The following is a 24,081-nucleotide window of genomic DNA, read 5'->3' as shown; positions in this document are numbered from 1 at the left end:
AAAGCCCAAAGAGTCAAACCAAACATGTTAAAAAACATTCGTTTACACCTTGAGAAAGATGAAAACCAACAAGCTAAACTTGATGCGCAACTCGCCAGTCATATTTTACAAACTCATCACGACAACATTAATGCATTTATGCGGCATATACCGTCGCTATTACCTTATGTAGAAAACCCCAAGTTAGACAATTTTTCGGTTTTTATTAACAAAGACGGCCAACACAATATTGTTGACTATGGTATGGGCCGGACTTTTTATGGTTTTGCTCCTGAACAAGAAGTCTTGGCTCAATATCAACAAATTAGTCAACATTGCCCACAGATCCAACTCACTCAAACTCAGGTGTCTAGCTATAACGAACCTGAAGACATAAACTCACTGGAACAATTAAGCAGCATGCAAAAGTTGCAGACTATGCCTGCTTTACCCAAAGAGGTTGAGTGTTTAGTTGTTTTAGGATGTGGCTTGGGTTTGCACCTTAAGCACTTGCTTAGCCAGCATAAAATTAAAAATCTGATTATTTACGAGCCGGAATTACAATATTTTCAATGCTCAGTAATGACCACAGCTTGGCACGACATATTAAGCCTAGCAAAAGCCCAAGGCTGCGCGCTCTTTTTGCAGTTAGAAAAAGACGGACGTGACTTAATTAAAGATATCAACGAGTTAGTTGAACACTTTGCCATCAAAGACTTTTATTTATACAAACACTATAATCACCAAGTCTTTGACTCTTTGTATCAAGACCTTACAGAGCGTAGTTGGAAAGCCATACAAGACGCGGGTTTTAGCATTCAATCAGAAGCCCAACATTTAGATTACTTACCCAGCTGGACACCTGTAAATCAGCCCAAAAACCAACAACTTTTAACCCCACCCAACACTTTGTTTGAGCAAAATTTAGCAGCATTAAAACGTTATTTCCCGGATATTTATGCTGAGTTTTGCGACTACCAGCCAAAAAAATGGCTACCAGTTAGTCAAGCCAATGGCGAAGTTAATGTGATTAAAAAAGACAGCTTGCATGCTTGGTATAGTGAATCGCCCAAACAAGATTGCATTGTTAATTTTGAAAACTTTAATGAACAACCTAATAAAGATGGGCTAGTGCTGGGTTATAAAGGCAATAAGCTGGCGCACTATATTCATTATCAATTTGTTAAACAAACTGAAGAATTACTGGCCGAAGCCGAAGAAGAAGTGGGCGCCCTGCCCGATACTGTGCCTTCAATTATTATGTTTGGGTTAGGCGTGGGTTACCAATTAGAAAAGCTACTGCAAGATCACACAGTAGAAAAGCTATTCATTTGTGAGCCTAATCCCGACTTTTTTTATGCGTCTTTATTTGCCATAGACTGGCAACATATCTTTGCCACAGTAGAGCAATCAGACTCACGTATTTACCTAAATATTGGCGATGATGGCTCGAATTTATTTAGAGATCTACTTAGCCAGTTTTACTCTATAGGGCCTTATTTACTTAACAGTACCTATTTTTATCAAAGTTATTACAACGCTTCGCTAAATTCAGCTATCACCCAATTAAGAGAGCAATTGCAAGTGGTGATATCTATGGGGGAATATTTTGATCATGCTTATTACGGTATAGCTCACACCACTGAAGGTATGCGCCGTAAGCTCCCAATATTAACCGCCAACCCTGCCAGCCAACTGAATTACGATGACAAAGAAGTGCCGATTTTTATTGTTGGCAATGGCCCGTCTTTAGATAGCTCTATCGAGGCCATTAAAGAATGGCAAGAGCAAGCCATTGTTGTAAGTTGTGGCACCGCTCTGCAAGCCTTACATAGGCATGGCATAACCCCAGACTTTCACGCAGAAATAGAACAAAACCGCAGCACCTACGATTGGGCCGTGTTAATTGGTGATTTAGATTATTTAAAAAAGATCACCTTAATCTCATGCAACGGTATTCACCCAGACACCTGTGATTTATACAAAGACGTGATGATAGCCTTTAAAGAAGGGGAATCTTCAACCATTTCGGCGTTAAATGTGCTGGGGCGCGAAAACTACCAAGTACTGCAAAATGCCTTCCCTACCGTTAGTAATTTTGTCTGTGACTTATTCAGTACGATTGGCTTTACCAGCATCTATTTAATTGGCGTTGATCTAGGTTTTGTAGATGTTAAGCATCATCATTCAAAATCCTCTGGCTATTACCAAGACGATGGCCAAGAAACATATAACTATCAAGACAGTGCGAATACTTCGCTAGTGGTACCAGGCAACTTTCGCCCAAAAGTGAATACCAAACACGAATTCAAGGTGTCGCGCCAGGTGATAGAACAAGTCACTAACGCTAAACCCAAAGGCCAAGAATTTTACAACTGCAGTGACGGAGCAAAAATAGCCGGTACATTGCCGCTTAGGCCTAGTGAATTATTAATAGTTTCGGACGCGAAGCAAAAGAATTTAGTGACTGAAAAACTAGTTAGAATTGTTTTTTCAAATTCACTTTTGCAGAATTATCTTGAGAAATTTAACCGTTTATATTCTCAGGACTTGCTAAAACAAGAATTAAACAAATTTGAGCTACTTTTAACTCAGAAAGTTTCAACAAATAAGCAAGCGGATTGGCTTATAAAACATCAAAAAGAGATGTTATTCGATTCCTTTAAAAATGGGCATTCTCTACTTTTTTATTACTTGTACGGCACGGTTAACTACGCAAATGCTGTCCTGACTAAACTGCTTTTTTCAGTTTCTACAACTGAGGTACCTTCTAAAACTTTTCAAGATGCCAAATCAAAATGGCAAAGTAATTTTGCAAAAATAAAGAGGTTAATATCAGCGAATAAAATTGAAAACTTTGATATTTCTTCATACAACAAAGTAACCAGACAATTGATAAATATGGAGTATAGTTGTCCGGATCCTTCGGTAATTATTGTCACTGACTCTATTAAATTTACCGAAAGTTTCAAGCATATCTTAACGACTGAATTTTCCTGGATAAATAAGGTGAAAATTATAAATCATACTGATATTTGTACTGAAGTTTATGAAAAGCCAGATTTTATTATTTACCAAAACCAATGCTTATCTAATGTCCCAATAAAAGGTAAAAAAAATACTATATTAATGGTAAATGACCAAGAACCTTTACCAACCACCTTTAATGGGTTCACCTATTTTAAAGTGCTAGAAATCGAAGATGATAATTTATTTATTAATCCCATTTCTTTAGCAAGATCTGCACTCAATGCCAGCTTTAATACCAATAAGTGCAGTTTAGTCATGCCTAAATATATAGTGTCAGAAAATATTCAATTAGGCGCCGCCTCTTTAAACTTTCCCAAACACAATTTTACAGCTTTTGATTTTTCATATTTTATTGGTTTTTATGCTGAGAAAAATAGTCATTGTGCTCATGGGCTCCTAAATAACGGCTCAAGAGCAGTAGAATTATTAGAACAATTGAAACTAAAAGACTTGTTCTACATGTCAATGTCTGAAAATGATTATCAAACGCACAAATACATGGCAACCAAGTTAATTAACTCAAAGCTTAAGGGGAATTAATATTTACCTTAATTTTGTATAAACCAAATGCTAAGGGATTAATACTTGTGCGATTAGACTGTCCCAATTATGTTAATTAGAGCAATTTATCTTTGAAAGCTGGCTTTGGTAAGCGCAAATGACATAAAAACTAAACGGGATAACTTAGTTAAAGAATGGCCCCATAATTAAAAGCAAGCGTTTGCTCGCAAATATTGACCAAGTAATTTTATATCATCAATGTCTTTTTTTCGTCTTTGATGTTGTTTTCGCTGAAGGACAATTTTGGGGTGTGCAAATTTCAGTCCGCGTAGGAAAATATGATACTTAGGGTTTTGTATTAATTGAGTATCTGTAACTTTCATTTCATTAAATGAAAACGTTCGAGCATAGTTATAGGCAACAACATCTATTTCACCCATTTTAGTTACGCCATTATCAAACTTTTCGTCTCGTTCATTTTTCAATAAAGTAAAGTCTATATCATCTGCTTTCCTCAAATTTAAGCCATTAAGAATACTCGACCCAACAACACAGCATTTACTTTTAGTAATGTTTAATTCTTCTAGCTTTTGTTGATAGCAATATAATTTATCAATAAAGTCTTCACTTAACTGACTACGTGTTTTTAGAACTTTCATGTTTTCTTCATTTAACAAAATATCTTCTAGATGCTTAAACTCACCTTTTGACTCGGAAAAATGTAAGGTTATAAATTTATCTAGCGGGCAAACATCTTGATATTTCTTTCTAATTTTCTGTTTTATCGCTTTTAAGTCTTTTGGCGTTAATGGTGCTTTCGATTCCATTATCAAGTATTTAAATCGACCTTCAGATTCGTTTAAATAGGCTAACTTCCTTTCAATATTAGGGGCTGTTTTAGGCCCGCAATCATAACTGTATACATCACGAACGAACTCATTAAAGCTATCTTGTGATAGGCACTCTTCATCTTCATACACTTTATTAAAATACTCAGATAAGTCTTTTTCGATACTCCCCCATAGCTCAGATGATGGCTGCCAAAGTATAAAAAAATACATGTCTTGATATTTTTGTGAGTAAGTAAACGCTTTAATAATAATATTCAGTTCATTTCTGCTAAAACCGGCGTTCTTAAACCAATTTGAATCCCATGATCCCCCAATGTTTTCGTCACTGAAAATAATTTCAGGAGTAACCCCTAAAGCAAGTGAAGCGGCAATTCTGTGAGCGCCATTAAGAGGTAATTGGTTTTTTGAAGAAATCGGGATGGGAAATTGAGCGTTATATCCCTGCTTTAAGCTTTCAATTAGTTCTTCATATAATTCACAAAAATCATTTATATCGCTTTTCCTCGACTCGTCCCCAGGCTCCTTTGAACCAGTTCGAATATGGATATGTTTATGGTATAGCTCGTTGGTATCCAAACTGGCAAAGTTAGGCAACTTACCCAGGTAATTTAATGCATACAAATACTTAACTATAATGTCTAATCGACTGGCTATTGATAGCCTTAAGTGCTTGCTACAAAGCATCACATCAATCATCTTTACACTTTTACCTTGTCTATTTGGGCAAAATTCCAATCTGCATTTAAAGACCTTCTAAGAGTATTTTTATAGCTCAAGTGATCCATTCGTGGTAATTCGCCTTCATTTACTTGTACTACAGATTTGAGAATACTTTTCCAAAATTGTGGGGTTAACCATTGATGACCTATTTCAACAGGTGTATTTACAATCGAAGCAGCATTTGTGCAATCTGCGATATTATAGAGAGGATCCATAAAATGAGTCGCAGGTTTATTAAAATATTGAGCTTCGGTAAGTGAACCAGAATTAATCCCATATACATGAGAGATGTTTTCCGTGCACAATAATTGGTAATAATTAGTATCTGTACAGTTAATATTGTACTTTTTACTTTTAATTAGTTTTTCTAGATAGCCAGAGTTATTCGAATATGGATGAGGTTTATATAAAACCTGAGGATATTTCTTTAAAATTTCTAATATATTATGCTCATAGGCATCGAGTGAAACTAACTTACCCAGTTTTTTATCAATTAAAGATTTGTCATCATTCACTTGACCTACAATTAGGGCCGTTTCTTCGCAAATCTTCTCTGTAGCCGCCCAAATAAATTTCGCCTGAATCATATTTGCAAAATAATAATGCAAAGATTTGTCGTACATGAACTCAGCTAATTTTAGTTGGATTGGTAAATAGTTAGAGCGCCAGCAGTTTATAATATCTTCTGAAAATCTTATGGGACTTGCGACTGTATCTAGATAGATAATTCCATTACGTTCAAAAGACTGGCAAAGTACCTCGGGTAGCTCACAGCCTATCACCAATGAGTTTGCAAAGTCTCTTTGAGTAAGCTTGTCCAACTTGGTATTAGCATTAATATCATACAAAGACGATGCCCAGCCAGCCAAATTTGGTGTCTTACCTATAGCTGCATAGTACTCATAAGAATCTACTCCTTTTTTATGCCATTTTTGCTGAAACTCAATATTTTGTAAAACCTGGCGCAAAGGAAAATCTAATGTTTTGGCAAGCCATTGAGTACTTTTTATGGTTACAATTGGCTCTTTAGAAAAGGCCGAAAACCTTAAAAAGTCAGCTAAAAATACTACTTTTTTAATTTCTTGCATCTTGCAACTCAATGACCTTTAAATAGTTATCTAATCGGTTTTCTTCAAGCTTTTTTAACAAAGGATTATCAACATAAGGAAGCACAATCGAGTGAATTTCATTGTGAAACTTATGTGATTTTGGCACCAATATTCCCAAACCAAATACTGCCGGTATATTGTAGAAGCTATAGGCATCAGAATGTTGTGCTAAAAAATCATTAACAGCACACATCACGCCATTTTTATCTCCTCCTGCTTGTGTTGCAATGGCAAAATGTCCCATTCCTCTGAAACCTTTGTTTTTTTCTGCTGTGTTGTCATGTAAAACGCCACTTTCCCAGCAGTGAGGATGCAAATATTCACTAGGTATATCATTTGGATTGTAATAAAGATCTCTAAAAGCCCAAGGAAACCCAATGTCATGCAAAAAAATAACTGAATGTCCTTCTGCATGGCTTTTTTCAGTTTTATGAATCGCTGATAGTTCGTTAAACACTGTGTACCAATTATGGTCACCATCGATAAACCAAGCACACATCGATGGTAACTCAGTGATGACGTCTAAACTTTTTCCTTTGAAAAGATTTGCAACACTGTGTTGATTAAAAAGAGTTTCAACTTCTTCATTAGGTTTTGGGTCGATAGAAAAAAGCTCTCCATGAGTTTTTTCGAGTAACTCAATAAGCACCTTGGTATTGCCTGCAAACTCAACCCCTATTTCGCCTATTTTTTTAGCATTTATCAATTGCAAAATAGGCAAATAAATACTCTGTAACTCACTTAATGAGTGGATTAAAAGTTGTCTTTTCATAACTATTTCCTATTAGATTACAATTTACATTTTGCTAGTTAGGAGTACGCCGTCATTCTAGGTTTAGTGACATAAGCTAATGCTTTAACGTACTGTTTCAACATTCAAAAACTAAAGTAAAAGCTCACTTTTCAATCACAAACTCAAAATTTCTACATTTTTGAAATTTCCCTTACAGGACTGATCATAAATATTTCTGGCAATTTCATCTTTAAAGGCAAAAGAAGAGATCAAAATTTTTGTGGTACCTGACTGCAACGCAGAATCTAGGCTAACCACATCAAAATTCGCAACTTGATATGTTCCCGAGATTTCGGCCTTTCGATCAATTAAACATTCCACCTGCAAATTATGTTTCTGCAAATAAGGCATTAACTTTTCGAAAAATATACCCGCCCCATAAACAGCAAATTTATCCCACTTTCGCTCTAACAGTCGTTCAAGTAAATTTATAACATCACTGTCTGTGTCCATTGACATTAGGCCCATTTGGCGAGACAAAAAGCGCTCTGATAACAAGGTTATAACGGCTTGAGGCCAGTGAATTTTACCTACTTTAACATTGGGATAGCGACAAAATTCTTGATAAAAATTGTTCACTCCCCAATTTCTAACTTCGTCGATTTGTTTTGGCGTCACTATGGGATAGGAATCATTTGAACCAAAATTATCTTGATGCAAAATTTCGGTGAACAATTCAGCTTCCGCTTTAGTAGGAAGTTGAATATAACGATACAAAATAGGAATGACTTGTTGAACGACAACGTTACCAAACCCCAACTCGTGATGCTGCTCAAAGTAGTTAAGTACACCTCGCATAAAATCTAGAACTGGCGCAGAGTTTTTAGACAAATGATCTGCAGTAACAGGTGAGCCAACTTTATCGTCAGCATAACCAAGAGTGGTGCCACAATCTCCCACTAAAAATGGCTCAAGACATTCTGGCGAACGCGATAAAATCTGGCGTAAATTTCCTTGGTCAGTCTGCGCATTTATAAAGCTGGAGTAATAAGTAGAATCAGAATATCGATAAATCCTGTCAGACGAATAGAACAACAAATTTCCAGCACATTTGTTATCTAAAATAGCTTGTATTTGGTACTGAATGGTACCACCATTCCCCAAATCTACTACTGTACACTGACTAAATTCTTCGCCAATATTATGCTGGTAATATCGAGTAAAGAGCGTTTTTTGTTTAACTATATATTGTTTTACTACTTGGCTATTTAATCGGGCGGCGGTGGTCAATTGCTTTAATAGGTTTTGACCTTGATGAAATACCCCGTCAGCATCGCGTACTAATACGTTTTTATGTGCAATGTAAACTTCATCAGGCTCCATTAAAAAGTCTCGATAAAAGTCGTCAACTGTATAACCGCGCCTTTGTACGAGAGTGTAAATAAGATCTTCAAACCAATGAGTACATTCGATATTTATAGAAGGCCAAAAAGTTGATTTCCTCGATGCATAAAGCTTTTTGACCCTTATGTCCTGAATTGATTTTTGTTTAAGACGCAATTCAATTAGCGGGGCAAATACTTCAGCCTCCCTCATTAAACACAATATACAATTGCTATTAACTTTAAGAGTTTGCGCTATTATCCAATCAACAAAAGAAAGTAACACCGGACCGCAAACTAGTGCCCCAATTTCAAAGGCTATAGGATTGTGTTTAGCTTGCTTGTGGGTTGATGATAAAAATCGAGCGGCATTAAAGTATTGCTCTTCGGTACTTAAGGTACTTTCTAAATGAAATATTTTTAATGCATCTAATTGAGGTGATAACCAACGCGCATCCAGCTTTTGCAGCAAAGGCATTTCAAAATCTGAGATTTTGTTATCTCCTAAATGCATCCAATTTGATTTATTAATACTGTACTTCTCTGCCAAAAAGTTAAATATTTGTCCGGAAGCTTTATTCAATTTATATTCTGATGAAACGTGCAGTGGTATAGATTCTAATAATGGATAATCAGCAAAAAAACACTTACGTATTTGCTCGCGGCTCAGATACATGTCTGAAATAAAAAATACATCAATGCCAAGTTTACGTAAGCCAACAACAAACTCATACATAGGCTGAAAAACGAAGCTGACTTGCTGTTCTACTTCCAGTTCAGCTTGTTTTAGTTCGCTCTTTATCTGTGTCGAAAATGGCAAACTTGCATATATATCACCCAAACTAACTTCGCCATGAGCAACATTTCTTTTCACCCGTTTTTCTGCATTTACTCTGAGCTCTCTATACTCTTCAGCACAGATTGCTAACTGCATGTTTTGGTTAAAATGTTGATATGCGAGCGAAAATACCTGATTAGGGCGCGAAACTTTTCTAAAGACAAGAGTATCGAACACATCAAATGAAACGACTTTAATGTTCTTTGTTTTGATAGCACTCAGCAATTTTTTAACTATTTCTGACATTATTAAATAACCTAAACCGCTCAACTAAAATTCTACGTACCTAATGAATATGTAATGGTGTAAGTGCTGAAAACCTAATGCTTTATAAGAATGCAAAGAAATGGCAAGGTCCATTTTCCATATTCTGGACTCTACTTTTTAATAGGCTAATGACTTAAGCTTGATCATTCAATTCAGCTCCTGTCAGGCAGAAATAAAGCAAAGAAATCAAGCATTTCTAATAATATCGACTTCATAAATAAAAACATTAACACCTGCACTAATAGATTAAGTTTAATTATCAACACTTTCCAACTTCGAGCATTTGTCTCAAATCTTTGGCATTCTAAACTTTACTAATACATTAGTGCTTTTTATTCACTTCCCCCTGAAACACTGTAGCCGACTTAACTTCGCTTAACGACCAGTCTTTATTCGGGGTTTGCCAGTCACCATAATGACCCGTTAAATAGTGTTCTACTTCATTAGGAAAAGACACCAAACCGCCAGCAAACTCATGACTAGGGGTAGAACTAAAGTGCTTAGCTGGCATTCGAAACCCACGGGAGGCCAAACAATAGTCCATGTATTGCCCTTGGATATATTTAACAAAAAAGTCGATGCCTGGAAAAACATGTCTTTCATCATTAGGTAATAACTTTAGCGCTCGTATGGCGCCAATTGGTACCGCTCCGAAGGTTTGCTGATTAATATATTGATGCAAGGTCCAGGTTACACCTGTTATCTCACGCATTTTGGGCAGCAGCGAGTCTAGTACACTGATGCTATGGGTTAAATAGTCAGCGTTAATGGCAAAATCTAAATCATCATCCCAAGGGATCAAGGCGTTATCTCGGTAGACCCCTAATAAAGTGCCTGCGTCTATATAATGCGGTACCTTATGCAAACTTAAGTTTTTGCACAGCATCAACAGTAAGTCTACCGCCGTTTGTCCTTGGCGATGCGAGTGTTTAAGTTGTATGGGTTTAATCAGCCGCGCAGGTAATACTTCAACTTTTATATCTGGCACTAGATGCTTTAGTTGAGTTTGAATTTGTTCAAAAAACTCGCTGGCGATCAGAATAAGCTCTGGCTTTAATGCAGCTATTTCAGAAGGTGCAACAACTGGGATATTTTCAATTTGAGTATGGTGCTTTTTACTGTCGTTGTCGGAAAATGCTATTACGTCATAGAGATCAGCAATATCTTTAAACGCCGAACAGCCAGACAGACTGGCACCAAAGATCACCACTCTTGAGGCTGGATGATTCACAATAACCGATTCTCAGTGAAACATTGTGGCATGTTTGGCTCTTCTTTTAATCACAAATTTTGTTTTACTTAGTAGTCAGTATCGGCTTGCCTTGAATCGACTTTAATCTAGCCTGTTTACTACACTAAGCCGTACTTCCGGCATCTACAGTCATTACTGTACCGGTAATGGCCGCGGCTTTTTCGTTAAGCAAATACACTACCATGGCTGCCGCGTCTTCTACTGTGGCTAATTTTCCTAAAGGACTGCGGCGTTTTACACTTTCTAATTTATCGCCCTGTAAACTGTTGGTCATGTCTGTTTGCATATAACCTGGTGCCACACAGTTTACTGTAATCCCTGCTTTGCCTACTTCACGTGCCAACGAATGGCTAAATCCTTCTAATGCGGCTTTACTGGCTGCATATACACTTAGGCCGTTAAAACCCGTTTTGGCTATGATAGAAGAAATATTGATGATACGACCCTTGCGGTTTAATAGCATAGAACGGACTAAATATTTACTGAGTAAAATAGGCGCTTGCACATTGAGTTGCAACAGATGTTCAATGGCTGAGTTTGGCATAGTGGCTAATACTCCATCATGCCCGGCCGCTGCGTTATTAATTAAAGCGTAAGGTCGTCCAAATTGTTTTATGATTTGTTTGCACAGTTCTGACAAGGCATCTAACTTCGCTAAGTCTGCAGACAAAAAGTGCACAGTCTTTGGATGAGCTTGTTTTAAAGCAGAAAAATCGTCAGAAAGCTGCCTAGCGATACCAATCACGCCATAACCTTGCTCTACTGCTTGTTGGCAAATCGCCAAGCCTAAGCCCTTACTGGCTCCGGTAATAATGACGTAATCTGTCATGTGTTTGCTTCCTGTTTCACTTTCTATTTAACTTGCCACTAGGATCATGCTTAATTTGCTGCACTAGGTTAATCTTGGTTGGTATTTCAAAGCGTTGCAATTGCTCTTTGGATAATTTCAATAGTTGAGCTTTAACCTGTTGCTCAGCAGCATTTGAGGTAACTATGACATCAGCCACTACTAACTCCCCCATCAACGCACTTTTTTTAGCATACACTTTAGCTTGCAGAACATCAGCCGATTGTAATAACACTTGCTCCACCTTTTCGGGCTGAACTTTATTGCCGCCTACATTAATGGTGCCTGTTGCTCGGCCTATAAACCGCACCCTATCACCTACAATTTCCACCTTATCTTGAGTATCTAAGTAACCTTGACTATCGGTTTGCAAAGCTAAGTTTTGGCTAAGGTTAAATTTGGGCTTAACCATTAAGTTTTGCTCATTTGATATTTTTAGCCCAACAGCTCTTTTTTTATCATCAAGCCATTTAAGCGGAAAACCGGCCAAACCATCACTGACAATTAAGCCAACGCCAGCTTCGGTAGAAGCGTAAATATGGCGTAATTTTGCTTTTGGAAATAAAGCTTTAAGCTTATCTAACACACTTTGATCGGCAATCTCACCACCTAAGGTCAAATACCTTAGGGATAGCTCTGACAATTGCCCGGTCATTAATAATTGTCGCCACAAACTAGGGGTGGCCGAAATAGCGCTGACATTGTTTTGTTTCAATATTGCCATTAGTTCTAAAGGTTCAACCTCAGCGGCATCCACTAAATCAGCGCCACTTAATAAAGCCTGCAATACGACTTGCAGTCCAGCATATCGAAAGGGTTGATACAACAATCCCCAGTTTAAGCTTTGTAATTGCTCACTGTATTTAGTGCTGGCGGTTAATGCTTCAAATGAGTGTGAATACCATTTTGGCTGACCTGTAGTACCCGATGTAGCTAAAAACCAAGAGCTTGATTCGCTTGTTAAGTCATAGCTAGTCACATTAGCTATGATTGGCCCAAGATTGTTATTTTCCAGTGGCCATTTTATTGAATCTATTTGCGCTGGATGCACTTTAAGTGGGCATAGATATAGGGCAGAACACCAGCCATCAAAAGCCATAATAGCACTAATAAATTCCACTAAATTGGTGTAATTTAAAGCAATGCTTTGACCTTCAAGTTGTGGATGCTGTTGCCTAACTTCACCCGCTCTAAGCATCAACTCCTCTACCCTCACATTTTTACCTGCGCAACTTATCACCCCAGTTTTGGGCAGACTTTGTAATCTCTCTAGCAGGCTAGGCATGGCAGAGTTATTGCTGCTGCGCAGCTAATTGATAAATCGCTAAAAACTCAGCAAAAGTACTAGGGTAAGTCTCGATTTGTAATTCGGTAAAAGGGTCAAACCCTAAGTCTTCTTCAAGCTGTGCCACTAACATGGCATAACCTAGAGAGTCTAAGCCACACTCTAACAACAAAGTGTTAGCTTCTATTGGCTCAATTAGGGTGCAGTCGCTTAATTCGGCAACTTGCTGCATGGCTTGTTTAATTTGTTGTTCTAAGTTCACTTTGATCCCATTTCTAAAAATTCAATTTTATCCGCAGCTAGGGCGATATTTTTAGGCAGCTTTTTAAGTATTTTGTCGCGCTTTGCTGGCCACAACTTAAGCTCATAACTGTAATGCAGTATATCGTAATCTTGGCCGTTTCGTTGCCCACCTTTTTCACTTCTAACTTGTTCATACTCAAACACTTTATGCATTTTATTGGCCGCCTGATTAAAGGACAACACTTGCGCCAACAAATGACTAAATGGCCGCTGCTGAGCTGCAAAATCTAACGCGGCGAATTCTAAAATAATACCACTACCTGGCCATACATTGGTTTCGCCTAAATAACATCCCCACTCTGGCGTAGCTGTGTGCATGTCAGAAAAATTTAGTACTCCAATTGGGCGCTGATTTTGTAAAAACACAAAGAATTGACGGCTGCTGTTTTTTTGCAATGATTCAAACCAAGCGCAATGTTCTTCCCATTTTACTGGGGCATCATTGTGCATATTTTGTTTTATCCGAGGGCTGTTTCGCCATTGCCACACTAATTTAAGGTGCGCTTGTTGTAGAGGGGTAAAGGCATGGCTTGGGATCTGGGCGGTCATCTTGGCCTCTCACTTTGCTGAGTCTGAGCTAACATTAACTGCGCTATGTTTTGAGCGCCATCTATTACCGGCTGTGCCAAGGCTAATTTATGCATCTGCTGCAATAACTCTGGATTTTGCCACACTGACAAACACTGTTTAGCTAATTCATCTATTTCTGCTTCATCCTGCTTAATCAAATGACACCAGCCTTGATTAGCCGCGGCTTGGGTGGCTGGCAACTGATTGTTTGCGACCACCACCAAAAAAGCGGGTACAGCGCAGGCCAGTAACTCAAATTGACTGCCACCAGCCGCCGATACCGCCAGTTTACTGTGCACTAATTCTTTGGCCATATTTTGACAGTTGTGTATATGCTTGACCTTTAACTGACTGTGTTTAAGTAAATGGGTTAATTGGGGTAGATTTTCGTAGGCCGCACCAGTAATGACCGTAATAGGCATAGTGGCAGCTTGTTTTTGCAATGCTGCGAGTAATTTTATGGTCATATTTTTAGGATCACTGCCCCCAAACATTAAGCTTAGGTTGTTTCGCGATGACCAATTGTTTCGCTCAACCTGAAAAAACTCTTGCCTTAACACTTGAAACTGACTTCCTATGGCCAATTTGGCATTAGGCGCCTTTGTAAGATAGTTTAACTCATGGGCTTTTGGCGCCCCATTTATAACTAAGTCGGCATACAGCTCGCCGCTATTATTAAGATCATCAAACACCGCCAGCTTAAAATGTTTTGATGACAAAAAGCGCCTATAGCTTTGCTCAAATTGATAACCATCAAGCACTAACCAATCAACCTTAAGCGTGCAACACTGCTCTACTAACCACTCTGGTTGTTTTGATGGGTCTAAGTCAATTAAAGGTATAATTTCGCCTAACCAATCACTACGATTTTGGCAAAATTGTGATGACACCTCTGACATAAAAAAAAACACTTGATGCCCAGCCTTATGCAAACCTTGAGCTAAGGCCATACAACGCATGATGTGACCTAAACCCAATTTAGGGGTGCCTTCTACTCGAAACGCTACGCGCATACAGAGCTCACTCGAACATCGACCAATCTAAAGGGGTGCCTTTAACTAAAGGCTGTTTGGCTACTTTTCCCATGACTTTGTCCCAATGCTTAGGGGCGAGTCCAAAAGCGGGTCTTACTATACGAATATTATCTGGGCTTAACTTTTGGCCTGGTTGAATATCGGCACTTACATAAATTGAGCGTCTATATTGTTTAGACTTTTCTTCGGCTGGACTGCCACCATAAGTCACTTGACCTAATGCTTGATGAGCTCGGGTGGTTTCTTTTACCAGCGACGACAATTCATCAGGCTCTAAAGAAAATGCCGCATCTACCCCACCAGCTTGACGATCTAATACAAAATGTTTTTCTATTACACTTGCACCAAGTGCCACAGCCGCTACCGACACCCCTACGCCAGCAGTATGATCCGATAGCCCCACTTGGCAACCAAAAGCCTCTCGCAAATGGGGTATGGTAAGAATATTAGACTGGGTAGGCTCGGCCGGATAAGTACTAGTGCATTTTAATAAGATAATATCGTTGCAACCGGCATTGCGGGCTACGCTTACCGCTTGTTCAATCTCGGTTAAGCTGGCCATTCCAGTAGACATAATCAATGGTTTGTTTTTACTTGCGGCTTTACGAATAAGTGGCAAATCGGTTAATTCAAAAGAGGCAATTTTATAACAAGGCACATTGAGTTCATCAAGAAAGTCCACCGCCTGTTCATCAAAAGGTGAACTAAAGGCGAGCATGCCTAAAGACTGGGCTTTATCAAATAAAGGTTGATGCCAAGCATAGGGAGTGGCAGCTTTTTGGTACAAAGCATGTAACGATTCGCCATGCCATAAACTGTCTTTTTCTTGGATAACAAAATGAGCATTATCCACATCTAATGTCATGCTATCGGCAGTAAAAGTTTGCAGCTTAATTGCATCGGCTCCAGCATTAGCCGCGGCTTGCACCATATCTAAGGCTAAGTCTAACTGCTGATTATGATTGCCACTAAGCTCAGCAATAATAAATGGCTTATGCTTGGGTCCAATTTTTCTATTGGCTATATGAATATCACGCATGGTTATGCTCTTGGGCAAAATGGTCAAAAATGGATTGAATACTTTCGGCTAAATCAATTGGCTTGTCACAACTACAAACTAAGGCTGGGCTTAACCCATGATTTGCTTGCCCGTGTTGTTCACAGCGTGGCGTAGGCTCAGTAGCAAAATCGGGCATAAAAACCTCAGCTTGGCTGTCACCACTAATGATTAAACTGGGGCAATCTACCCCTTGTGCATACCATTTTAAGCCACTGGCTTTACCAACAAATAAATGACTTGCAGCTAACATTTTGCACAAACTGAGGGGATCATTGTTGGTGTCAGAATCTAACCAAACATAATAACCTAGGCCCTCTAAGGCTTTTTTTAATTCATTAGGGTAAGGATACAGATAACCATCTTCTGATTGGCTAAAACATAATCCAATCACATTTTGCTGTTTGGCTATCTTGGCTAGCCTTTTATCTGGGGTAATGGCTAATTTAAGCGACAGATCCTTAACTTCTAAACCACAACAGTGCCTTAAGTAATATTCTTGGTAGCCGCCTTCGGGTAAATTACCCATCTGCCAAGCACTGCCATGCCACTTATAAATTGTGCTAAAAGTGCTAGATAAATACTGACTGGCTTGGTTTACGTAATCAGCTTGTAAACTTTGGTCTTGGACTTTATCTAATAACTGTTGCACAGACTGACTTAAGTAATTGCCAACTACAGGCTCTAATGCATCTTTTAAAAAGCGGCTTAAAAAGCAAGGCATAAATGCTGTGTCTAGATTGATAATTTGGCTGTATTGCTGGCCAATTATGTGTTCAGCTAAACCTAAAAACGACTCCATAGCTAAAAAGAAATCATCTGGCCACTGCTGGCTTTCTACTTTATGTATTTTGACCTGAGGCGCGGCTTTAGCAATCAGCTGCCCACCTTGTTCAAAGGTTAAAAAATGAATCTCAGCTTGCGGAAATCGCCTTTGATAAAGTTGCACTACAGGTAAACCAATGGCAAAAGCATCTGCGGTCGACAGCATACGAATGATCAAAACTTTGTCTGGCTGTTGCGTGTTTTCCTCAGTCATTGCCCCGCTCCTGCATGTAGGCTTTGTACATTAATTCAGCGCGTAGCCAATCTTCTGGGGTATCAATGTCTTGCACTAAATGACGAGGCAGTACTACAGCTAAACTGTGCTGACTAAATATGCCTTTATCTGATAAATAATCGTTTGTACGTCCCCAATAAAACTGCCCAGCATCATGATAGGCTTCGGGCAAATCTTGTGAGCGTTTAGCTATATCCTTAGCAAACATAGGGGCAACCCCATCAGCTGTTTTAACTAAGGCTCTTTGTACTGGAAAAGCAAAACTGGTAACCGAAAAAGCAAAGGCTTTAGCCGGATGCTGTTTAAGGTCGAGCAAGCCTTGTTGTAAATAATGACTTTGTAAAAACGGCGCAGTAGCATAAATACAACAACAAAAATCTGGCTTAGTGCCCTGCTCAATACAATAACTAATGGCATGGTTAGTGACTGGGCGGGTACCAATAAGGTCGTTGGATAAATGTTCTGGCCGCATAAAGGGCACCTCGGCACCGTATTGCAAGGCCACCTCTGCCACTGCTTGGCTATCGGTAGAAACTAAAATTTTATCAAACACAGCACTTTGTTGAGCCGCTTGTATGGAATAGCCAATCAAAGGTTGCCCAGCAAAATTTTTAATATTTTTGTTGGGAATACGCTTACTGCCACCACGAGCTGGAATGATGGCAATATTCATTGCAGTACCTCATGCAATACATGACTGACCCTATCTTGTTGTTGGTTGGTCATGCTTGGAAACAATGGCAAAGTTAAGGCGTGTTGATAAAAGGTTTCTGACACCGCAAAATCGCCCTTTTTAAAGCCTAATTCTTGGTAATAAGGATGTAGATGAATGGGAATATAATGCACATTCACCCCTATTCCTTTTGCTTGTAATGATGCGTAGATTTTATCTCTGCTATGCGCCTTAAGCTCTACCATATACAAATGCCATGCACTGGGGTTATGCTCATCAATAACAGGCAAGGTTAAAGGTAAATCACTCAGTAGGCTTTGGTAGCGCAGGGCGAGTTCGGTGCGTCTTTGAATAAAAGAGTCTAACTTTTTAAGTTGAGATAAGCCCAAAGCGGCATGTACATCACTTAAACGATAATTATAACCTAGGGCTATTTGTTGGTAATACCAAGGGCCATGACTATCTCCTTGCATTTGAGCCGGGTCCCTTGTTACCCCATGTTTTGCCACCAGTTTTAATTTTTCTGCGAAAGCCGAGCTATTGGTTAGTACAGCACCACCCTCGGCACTGGTAATAGATTTAACTGGATGAAAACTTAACACTGTCATATCTGAAAACTGACAGCTGCCGACTTTATTGCCTAAATAACTAGCACCAAGAGCATGAGCTGCATCTTCAATTACAACTATTCCGTAATTTTGGGTTAAGGCAGAAATGGCCTGCATATCACAACTTGCCCCAGAGAAATGTACAACAACTAAAACTTTAGGTAAGCAGTTTAATTTATTAGCTTCGGATAGTTTGTCTGCAAGGGCCTGTACATCTAAATTTCGAGTACTTGGATTGATATCCACAAAGTCAATTTTTGCGCCACAATATAAACCACAATTTGCCGATGCAACAAAAGAGTTAGGCACAGTCCACAGCCAATCGCCCTGCCCTAATTCGGCAGCTAAACACGCCGCATGTAAACCCGAGGTGGCACTATTTACTGCTATGGCATATTGGCTTTGAGTATAGTCACATAAGACTTGTTCAAATTTCGGAACCATAGCACCTTGAGTTAAAAACTGATGACGCAAAACCTCTACCACAGCGTCTATATCTTGCTCATCAACCCAATGTTGTCCGTATGGGATCATGTGATTAGCCTTTATAGTGTTTCTTTATCAAGTGCTTGCAACTCTTGTACAGTTAAAAAGTGTGGATTGGTACCAGAATGGTATTCAAACTTACTTTCTACTTGTCGACCTTTTTCACCTAGTTTATTTTCTAGGTAATTAACCGTTTTATCAAAAAACTTAATGGCTGGCGTGATCACATAATGATCATCAAATTCTAATGAGTGATGAGCCATTTCTTCTGGCACCATCACCTCATGCAGTTTTTCTCCTGGGCGAATACCCACTAATTCATAGTCTCTATTGCCACTTATCGACTCCACTAAATCAATAATGCGAATTGACGGAATTTTTGGAACAAAGATTTCACCACCATGCATACGCTGGAAGTTTTTCACCACAAATTCTACACCTTCGTCTAAGGTAATCCAAAAACGGGTCATTTCTTCGTGGGTGACTGGCAGCTTAGTCACACCTTGATTCAGCAACTGACGGAAAAATGGCACCACTGAGCCTCGTGACCCTACTACATTGCCATAACGCACTACGGCAAAACGTGGACCTTTAGCCCCTGATATATTATTTGCTGCAACAAATAACTTGTCTGAGGCTAGTTTAGTTGCCCCATACAAATTTACTGGATTCGCTGCCTTATCGGTTGATAAAGCAATCACCCTTTTGATGTCGGTTTCTATGGCCGCATCTATTACGTTTTGGGCACCGTATATATTGGTTTTAATGCATTCATTAGGGTTGTATTCAGCCGCTGGTACTTGTTTTAAAGCGGCGGCATGTACCACATAATCTACATCGCGCATGGCAGCTTTTAAGCGTTCTTTGTCGCGTACATCACCAATAAAAAAGCGCATACAAGGCGATGTAAACTGCTGCTGCATTTCGAATTGTTTTAATTCGTCTCTAGAGTAAACAATGACTTTTTTCGGAGAGTAATGTTTTAATAAATAGGCAGAAAAGCGTTTACCAAAAGACCCCGTGCCGCCCGTTATTAGGATTGTTTTATTATCAAACATACACGACCTTATTATTTATATTGTTATGACGTCATTTCAAGCACTAGTCTTTAGGATAATACCCGTGATTAGCTTTCGCTTCACTTGTATTTTTTGACTGCCTTGCGACCTCGAACTAATCCACTTAGTTGTTTTAATGACGCTTTAAAAGATTGTTCAGCATAAGCAACTAACGCGCCATTTACTTTAAGTTCGGCATTAACAAAGTCTTTTTTAAGTGGATTGTCGAGGGTTTTAAGATAATTTTGGATAAATTCGTCGCGCTGAGACACCAGTTTTAAAAACTGAGCTTGATCAGGATCTGCGCTTGAAAGCAAGGCGGCCAGATCCTGATTGATGACTGTTAACTGTTTGGGTGTATATGAGTGATCGAGTTCTAATGTTTTCAAACTGCAGCTTGACGTTTTTGCCTTTGCAATTCGTACGCTTCTTGCTTAGCAGACTCGGGAATTTGCGACCAGGCCGTTTTAATCGGTAAAAACAGAGTAATCACTTCATCCACAATCTTCAAGCTATTCTGTACATTGGCATCAATCAATCTTTGGATCATATAGTCGTAGAGGGCAAATAAATTTTCTGCCACCTCTCCCCCAGCTTCTAACTCAAGGGTGTCACGTAAATTCATTAAAATCGCGGTGGCACGGGATAAGTGCTCAGACTTACCTGCATAATCCTTTCTTTCAATACAGCCTTTAGTATAAGCAAGCTTATCTAACACACCCTGCATTAACATTAAGGTAAGTTTATGCGGATCGGCCTGGGTAATATCTTGCTTTAAGTTGCCTTTTTTATAGGCATTGATACCTTTTAACGCCATGATATATTCCTATAAATTGAATTGTTTAACATATAAATAATTATCCCAATGACGCTAATAAGGCTGAACCTGTGGCATTTAATCGAGCCACGGTTTGGTCAAGATTTAAATATTTATCACGTAAAATTTGTTCGGTATTGGCTAACCTTAATTCAAGGGCCAATCTGTCATCAAAAATTTGTTCTCGTTGATCTTTGGCACTGTCTTCACGAGACTTAAGCAAACCACTATAGCTGGTGTACTCTTCAACATAGTCAAACAAGCGCACCGCAATACCTTGGTCTTCGTCAGTAAACAGGGCTGCAATTTCATCAAAGTTATCACTTAATGCGGCTTTCAGCCTGTCGTCACCACTGCCTAAACCAATTTTGTCATTGGAGCTAATTTCAAGTTCGTTATTATCGTTTAATTCAATACCTAATTGAAATAACCCACCTAATGATGACGAATCAACAGACGAAAACAAAATATTGTTGATCCCTGTTTGAATACCTCTTACTAATGAATCTCCTGCTAGCGCCCCATCGTCTTCTAAATCTGACTCGCCGTACTTAGTTAAAAGTTTAATTTCGGCTTGCAGGGCATTAAAGTTTTCAACAAATTCTCTAATGGTTTCTTCTACCGCTTCTTTGTCAAAACCAATGTTGAGTTTAGAGGTTAAATAAGTCACTCCATCTGCCGCTAAATCAGACTTAGAACTGACAGTAAAAGATACGTTTTCAATAGTATTATCAAACTTTGTGGTGCTACTTTCTACATCAATACCATCAATAGTGGCTTTAGAGTTTTGTGCGGGGAGCACAGTAGGAAGATAGCTTTGGTTTTCAGCCGAGTTAGTGGTAGCAACACGATTTAATTCAGCTAAATCATTGTCGTTAACAATAACAAGATCATTGCCAAAACCTGTTTTACTTGACGAAAACACTAGCTTAACTCCACCAGCGTCTGTGCCCGTATTGATGATACTTGATTGCACGCCAAAGTTGTCGGCTGAGTTATTAATGGCACTACTAAGTTGCTGCAAGGTCATGCCTGCCGTCACATCAATAGTAAAACTTTCGCTTAAGGCATCAATCTTAAAGGTTAATGAACCTGATGCAGGATCTAATAAACCTGGCTGAGTATAAATAGGATCACTAGTACTAGTGAATGCACCATCATCAGTTTCGATTCTGCTGCCTCTAGCAATCTGCGTGACAGCTATATCATACGAGCCTTCTACTGCACTATTTGACGCTTCAGCAGTAAAAGGTTCATTCGACTCTGATGGATTCTTGATACTAGGCTCGCGGCCCTTCAAGTTTTTGTCGCTACGCAGATTATCAAGTGTTTCTTGAAAGTCTTCGAGTTTAGACTTCAGTTTGCCAATACCAGAAATTTCCGCTTCGACTGCTTCTTCTTTTTTATTTAAAGCTTCAGTCTTTGGCTTACTTTCTGCCTCTAACAATTGCGTCACCAGGCTTTCTAGATCTAAGCCTGATCCCACACCTAATGATTGAATTGACATTTTTCACCTCTATTCCTTCAACATATTGAAGGTTAACCTCGAACGACTCACAATTTATACTTGCTTACTAAACAGCATGCCTACAACATTACCTACATCTGTCTGCAGATCTTGTAAGCGTTCAGATAATTTTAGCACTTCTGCCGAAGGTATTTGACGGATTACTTCGCCCGACTCCGCATCTGTTACTTTAACTACCTGTTTTTTGCTGCCTTCATCAATGGAAAAGTTGAGCTGCCTATTATTGGCTTGCACAAATTCACTGATTTGCGTAACAGCAGTTTCAATTGAATCCTCGTTCAATTCACTATCTTGTATCTCTATTTCGGCTGAAATAGCATTAGCTTTAATTTGTTGAGCATTATTTTCAAAAGAATCCGCAGACAATGCCGCAACTTTCTCTTTCTCTAACTTTGGCTCAGCTCTATTTAAAGCAAAATTTTGGCCAACTTGTGAAGTATTAATATCCATAAATCACCTCTGTAAATACACGATTGGCTACTTACCTTAGTAGCCAATCCCTGCTATGTATAAAATTCAAGCCTTTGGGCTAGCCCAATAACGACAAAGCCGCTTGCGGTCGTTGGTTTGCTTGACTTAATACAGATAAAGACGCTTGTTGCACAATTTGATTTCTGGTCAATTCGGCAGTTTCCACAGCAAAGTCGGTATCACGAATACGTGAACGCGCAGCTGCAATGTTTTCAGAGATATTACTTAGGTTACGAATAGTAGACTGAAAACGGTTTTGTAAAGCACCTAAATCAGCTCGAGCACTACCAATAGACGAAATTGCATTATCTATAGCGGTTAACGCAGCCGACGCATCCGACGCGGTATCCACTTTAGTGTCAGCTAAGCTTAAACCTGAAGCACCGTATCCACCAGTGCGATTCAAGGCAACGGCAATATTTTGCCCACCATTGGCCCCTACCAAGAAAGTGGCAGAAAAGTCACCTTTAAGTAAATCGGTGTCAGCAAACTGAGTATCAGACGCAATACGGCTGATTTCATTTTTCAGTGCTGTCACTTCTTTTTGTAAGGCCGCACGGTCAGCAGAAGAGTTGATCCCGTTTTGAGCTTGCACCGCTAATACACGAATACGCTGCAAAGAACTGGTTACCTCACCTAACGCCCCTTCGGCTGTTTGGGTCAAAGAAATGGCATCGTTCGCATTACGCACAGCTTGGTTTAAACCCTGCACCTGGCTAGTTAACTTATCGGATATTTGTAAACCCGCCGCATCATCTGCAGCACGATTTATCCTAAAACCAGACGATAATCTTTCGAATGATGTACTTAACGCCTGTCCTGAATTAAACAGCTGGCGCTGAGCATTCAAAGACGACACATTTGTATTAACAAATAAAGTCATAAAAACCTCCTGAAAACTCACTGAGCGCCGATAACGATGCTGTACCAGTAAGTTTGCCTCAAAGTATCGAAACGCAAAAACCTCTTTTTGCCCTTCGCCTCACTTACCTCTTGATGACACCTCTATCATCAAGAGACCTAAAAGAAGTCACGCGGACTACCCCTCAACTAACGTTATCGACCAAGGCTTGAGGAACTTTAGTTTTTTTTTGATATTTTTTGCTCGTTACCCTAAAAGCAATAAATTTATTTTATTTACCAATAACTTAGGACAATAAAAATCCCAGCATTTAAATGCCTTGGATCTACTATTTAAGAAAAAGATGAAACTGAAATAACAAGAAGCCTAAGAGTTAAAGCATCGCAACTTAACTAAAATTATGGTTACTTATAAAGTTGGCACACAAGCTGCTTTAGAAAAGTCACATGCTAATAGTGTCAAGTTATTAGCCTGTAATAAAAAAGGCCGGGGCAAACACCATGAAAGTGACCCCGACCAACTTGCTCACGTTAGGAGTTGGAGCAAATAAGGTTTCTGTCCGACTGGCAGGGTTAGAAGAGCTGAATACTGGCCTCTCAACCAAACTTCTACACTCTCGGTCCTGTTAGTCGGCGTTTTAATTTCAACATTATGTTAAAAAAGCCGAAAAAACTAAGGTAAAACAATAGACTAGTTAATACCTTAAGGCTTGAAATAAAAAAGACTGAGGGCATAAAAGCCAATCCATGTCCCCAGCCAA

General features: G+C 39.1%; 21 protein-coding genes. 1 reads left to right on the top strand and 20 read right to left on the bottom strand.

Annotated features, from left to right (window positions below; translation table 11 throughout):
- The first annotated feature begins 24 nt into the window (after positions 1-24).
- Complete coding sequence (locus ACVCDT_RS07555) at positions 25-3,549, top strand: motility associated factor glycosyltransferase family protein (protein WP_447132161.1); 3,525 nt, start codon at positions 25-27, stop codon at positions 3,547-3,549.
- Positions 3,550-3,716: 167 nt separating this feature from the next.
- Here the strand turns inward: ACVCDT_RS07555 and ACVCDT_RS07550 are convergent, their stop codons facing one another.
- From ACVCDT_RS07550 to ACVCDT_RS07455, 20 genes are all read right to left on the bottom strand, one after another.
- Positions 3,717-5,057, bottom strand: coding sequence for a hypothetical protein (locus ACVCDT_RS07550; protein WP_447132160.1), 1,341 nt, complete (start codon positions 5,055-5,057; stop codon positions 3,717-3,719).
- Positions 5,058-5,059: 2 nt separating this feature from the next.
- Positions 5,060-6,169 (bottom strand): polysialyltransferase family glycosyltransferase, encoded by a 1,110-nt coding sequence (locus tag ACVCDT_RS07545; RefSeq protein ID WP_447132159.1) that lies wholly within the window; start codon positions 6,167-6,169, stop codon positions 5,060-5,062.
- Complete coding sequence (locus ACVCDT_RS07540; RefSeq protein ID WP_447132158.1) at positions 6,156-6,962, bottom strand: class I SAM-dependent methyltransferase; 807 nt, start codon at positions 6,960-6,962, stop codon at positions 6,156-6,158. The genes ACVCDT_RS07545 and ACVCDT_RS07540 overlap by 14 nt, the downstream gene beginning before the upstream one ends.
- 135 nt (positions 6,963-7,097) lie before the next feature.
- Positions 7,098-9,389: an HAD family hydrolase gene (locus ACVCDT_RS07535; RefSeq protein ID WP_447132157.1), complete on the bottom strand. Its 2,292-nt coding sequence runs from the start codon at positions 9,387-9,389 to the stop codon at positions 7,098-7,100.
- 343 nt (positions 9,390-9,732) lie between these two features.
- On the bottom strand, positions 9,733-10,641 hold the full coding sequence (locus ACVCDT_RS07530; protein ID WP_447132156.1) for a LicD family protein: 909 nt from the start codon (positions 10,639-10,641) through the stop codon (positions 9,733-9,735).
- Positions 10,642-10,765: 124 nt separating this feature from the next.
- Positions 10,766-11,491, bottom strand: a complete 726-nt coding sequence (locus ACVCDT_RS07525; protein WP_447132155.1) for an SDR family NAD(P)-dependent oxidoreductase — start codon at positions 11,489-11,491, stop codon at positions 10,766-10,768.
- A gap of 16 nt (positions 11,492-11,507) precedes the next feature.
- Entirely contained in the window at positions 11,508-12,794 is a 1,287-nt protein-coding gene (locus ACVCDT_RS07520) for an AMP-binding protein (protein WP_447132154.1), read from the bottom strand.
- Positions 12,795-12,801: 7 nt separating this feature from the next.
- Positions 12,802-13,056: an acyl carrier protein gene (locus ACVCDT_RS07515; protein WP_447132153.1), complete on the bottom strand. Its 255-nt coding sequence runs from the start codon at positions 13,054-13,056 to the stop codon at positions 12,802-12,804.
- A complete protein-coding gene (gene pseH / locus ACVCDT_RS07510) occupies positions 13,053-13,646 on the bottom strand; it encodes a UDP-4-amino-4,6-dideoxy-N-acetyl-beta-L-altrosamine N-acetyltransferase (protein ID WP_447132152.1) in 594 nt (197 codons plus the stop codon). The genes ACVCDT_RS07515 and pseH overlap by 4 nt, the downstream gene beginning before the upstream one ends.
- Positions 13,643-14,680, bottom strand: a complete 1,038-nt coding sequence (gene pseG / locus ACVCDT_RS07505; protein ID WP_447132151.1) for a UDP-2,4-diacetamido-2,4,6-trideoxy-beta-L-altropyranose hydrolase — start codon at positions 14,678-14,680, stop codon at positions 13,643-13,645. Before pseG ends, pseH begins: the two co-directional genes overlap by 4 nt.
- Before the next feature lie 7 nt (positions 14,681-14,687).
- Positions 14,688-15,740 (bottom strand): pseudaminic acid synthase, encoded by a 1,053-nt coding sequence (gene pseI, locus ACVCDT_RS07500; RefSeq protein WP_447132150.1) that lies wholly within the window; start codon positions 15,738-15,740, stop codon positions 14,688-14,690.
- Positions 15,733-16,797, bottom strand: a complete 1,065-nt coding sequence (locus ACVCDT_RS07495; RefSeq protein ID WP_447132149.1) for a glycosyltransferase family 9 protein — start codon at positions 16,795-16,797, stop codon at positions 15,733-15,735. The genes pseI and ACVCDT_RS07495 overlap by 8 nt, the downstream gene beginning before the upstream one ends.
- Positions 16,790-17,491, bottom strand: coding sequence for a pseudaminic acid cytidylyltransferase (gene pseF / locus ACVCDT_RS07490; protein WP_447132148.1), 702 nt, complete (start codon positions 17,489-17,491; stop codon positions 16,790-16,792). The genes ACVCDT_RS07495 and pseF overlap by 8 nt, the downstream gene beginning before the upstream one ends.
- On the bottom strand, positions 17,488-18,633 hold the full coding sequence (gene pseC, locus ACVCDT_RS07485; protein WP_447132147.1) for a UDP-4-amino-4,6-dideoxy-N-acetyl-beta-L-altrosamine transaminase: 1,146 nt from the start codon (positions 18,631-18,633) through the stop codon (positions 17,488-17,490). The genes pseF and pseC overlap by 4 nt, the downstream gene beginning before the upstream one ends.
- Positions 18,634-18,644: 11 nt before the next feature.
- The gene (gene pseB / locus ACVCDT_RS07480) at positions 18,645-19,643 is read right to left on the bottom strand and encodes a UDP-N-acetylglucosamine 4,6-dehydratase (inverting) (RefSeq protein WP_447132146.1); all 999 of its coding nucleotides are present in this window, start codon (positions 19,641-19,643) and stop codon (positions 18,645-18,647) included.
- 80 nt (positions 19,644-19,723) lie between these two features.
- Positions 19,724-20,032, bottom strand: a complete 309-nt coding sequence (locus ACVCDT_RS07475) for a hypothetical protein (RefSeq protein WP_447132145.1) — start codon at positions 20,030-20,032, stop codon at positions 19,724-19,726.
- Positions 20,029-20,460: a flagellar export chaperone FliS gene (gene fliS, locus ACVCDT_RS07470; protein WP_447132144.1), complete on the bottom strand. Its 432-nt coding sequence runs from the start codon at positions 20,458-20,460 to the stop codon at positions 20,029-20,031. Before fliS ends, ACVCDT_RS07475 begins: the two co-directional genes overlap by 4 nt.
- A 40-nt stretch (positions 20,461-20,500) precedes the next feature.
- Entirely contained in the window at positions 20,501-21,967 is a 1,467-nt protein-coding gene (fliD, locus tag ACVCDT_RS07465) for a flagellar filament capping protein FliD (protein WP_447132143.1), read from the bottom strand.
- Between the two features lie 54 nt (positions 21,968-22,021).
- Positions 22,022-22,438, bottom strand: coding sequence for a flagellar protein FlaG (locus tag ACVCDT_RS07460; RefSeq protein WP_447132142.1), 417 nt, complete (start codon positions 22,436-22,438; stop codon positions 22,022-22,024).
- A gap of 79 nt (positions 22,439-22,517) precedes the next feature.
- A complete protein-coding gene (locus tag ACVCDT_RS07455) occupies positions 22,518-23,342 on the bottom strand; it encodes a flagellin N-terminal helical domain-containing protein (protein ID WP_447132141.1) in 825 nt (274 codons plus the stop codon).
- Positions 23,343-24,081: the final 739 nt, after the last annotated feature.

This window comes from Paraglaciecola aestuariivivens, assembly GCF_052983255.1.
This window is presented reverse-complemented; position numbering and strand designations above follow the sequence as displayed.

Excerpts from the sequence above, each read along its gene's own strand:
- pseI (WP_447132150.1), bottom strand. The coding sequence starts at position 15,740 with ATGCGTGATATTCATATAGCCAATAGAAAAATTGGACCCAAGCATAAG.
- ACVCDT_RS07460 (WP_447132142.1), bottom strand. The coding sequence starts at position 22,438 with ATGGATATTAATACTTCACAAGTTGGCCAAAATTTTGCTTTAAATAGA.
- pseB (WP_447132146.1), bottom strand. The coding sequence starts at position 19,643 with ATGTTTGATAATAAAACAATCCTAATAACGGGCGGCACGGGGTCTTTT.
- ACVCDT_RS07540 (WP_447132158.1), bottom strand. The coding sequence starts at position 6,962 with ATGAAAAGACAACTTTTAATCCACTCATTAAGTGAGTTACAGAGTATT.
- fliD (WP_447132143.1), bottom strand. The coding sequence starts at position 21,967 with ATGTCAATTCAATCATTAGGTGTGGGATCAGGCTTAGATCTAGAAAGC.
- fliS (WP_447132144.1), bottom strand. The coding sequence starts at position 20,460 with ATGGCGTTAAAAGGTATCAATGCCTATAAAAAAGGCAACTTAAAGCAA.
- pseC (WP_447132147.1), bottom strand. The coding sequence starts at position 18,633 with ATGATCCCATACGGACAACATTGGGTTGATGAGCAAGATATAGACGCT.
- pseH (WP_447132152.1), bottom strand. The coding sequence starts at position 13,646 with ATGACCGCCCAGATCCCAAGCCATGCCTTTACCCCTCTACAACAAGCG.
- ACVCDT_RS07545 (WP_447132159.1), bottom strand. The coding sequence starts at position 6,169 with ATGCAAGAAATTAAAAAAGTAGTATTTTTAGCTGACTTTTTAAGGTTT.
- pseG (WP_447132151.1), bottom strand. The coding sequence starts at position 14,680 with ATGCGCGTAGCGTTTCGAGTAGAAGGCACCCCTAAATTGGGTTTAGGT.
- ACVCDT_RS07535 (WP_447132157.1), bottom strand. The coding sequence starts at position 9,389 with ATGTCAGAAATAGTTAAAAAATTGCTGAGTGCTATCAAAACAAAGAAC.
- ACVCDT_RS07520 (WP_447132154.1), bottom strand. The coding sequence starts at position 12,794 with ATGCCTAGCCTGCTAGAGAGATTACAAAGTCTGCCCAAAACTGGGGTG.
- ACVCDT_RS07555 (WP_447132161.1), top strand. The coding sequence starts at position 25 with ATGTTAAAAAACATTCGTTTACACCTTGAGAAAGATGAAAACCAACAA.
- ACVCDT_RS07550 (WP_447132160.1), bottom strand. The coding sequence starts at position 5,057 with ATGATTGATGTGATGCTTTGTAGCAAGCACTTAAGGCTATCAATAGCC.
- pseF (WP_447132148.1), bottom strand. The coding sequence starts at position 17,491 with ATGAATATTGCCATCATTCCAGCTCGTGGTGGCAGTAAGCGTATTCCC.
- ACVCDT_RS07525 (WP_447132155.1), bottom strand. The coding sequence starts at position 11,491 with ATGACAGATTACGTCATTATTACCGGAGCCAGTAAGGGCTTAGGCTTG.
- ACVCDT_RS07495 (WP_447132149.1), bottom strand. The coding sequence starts at position 16,797 with ATGACTGAGGAAAACACGCAACAGCCAGACAAAGTTTTGATCATTCGT.
- ACVCDT_RS07455 (WP_447132141.1), bottom strand. The coding sequence starts at position 23,342 with ATGACTTTATTTGTTAATACAAATGTGTCGTCTTTGAATGCTCAGCGC.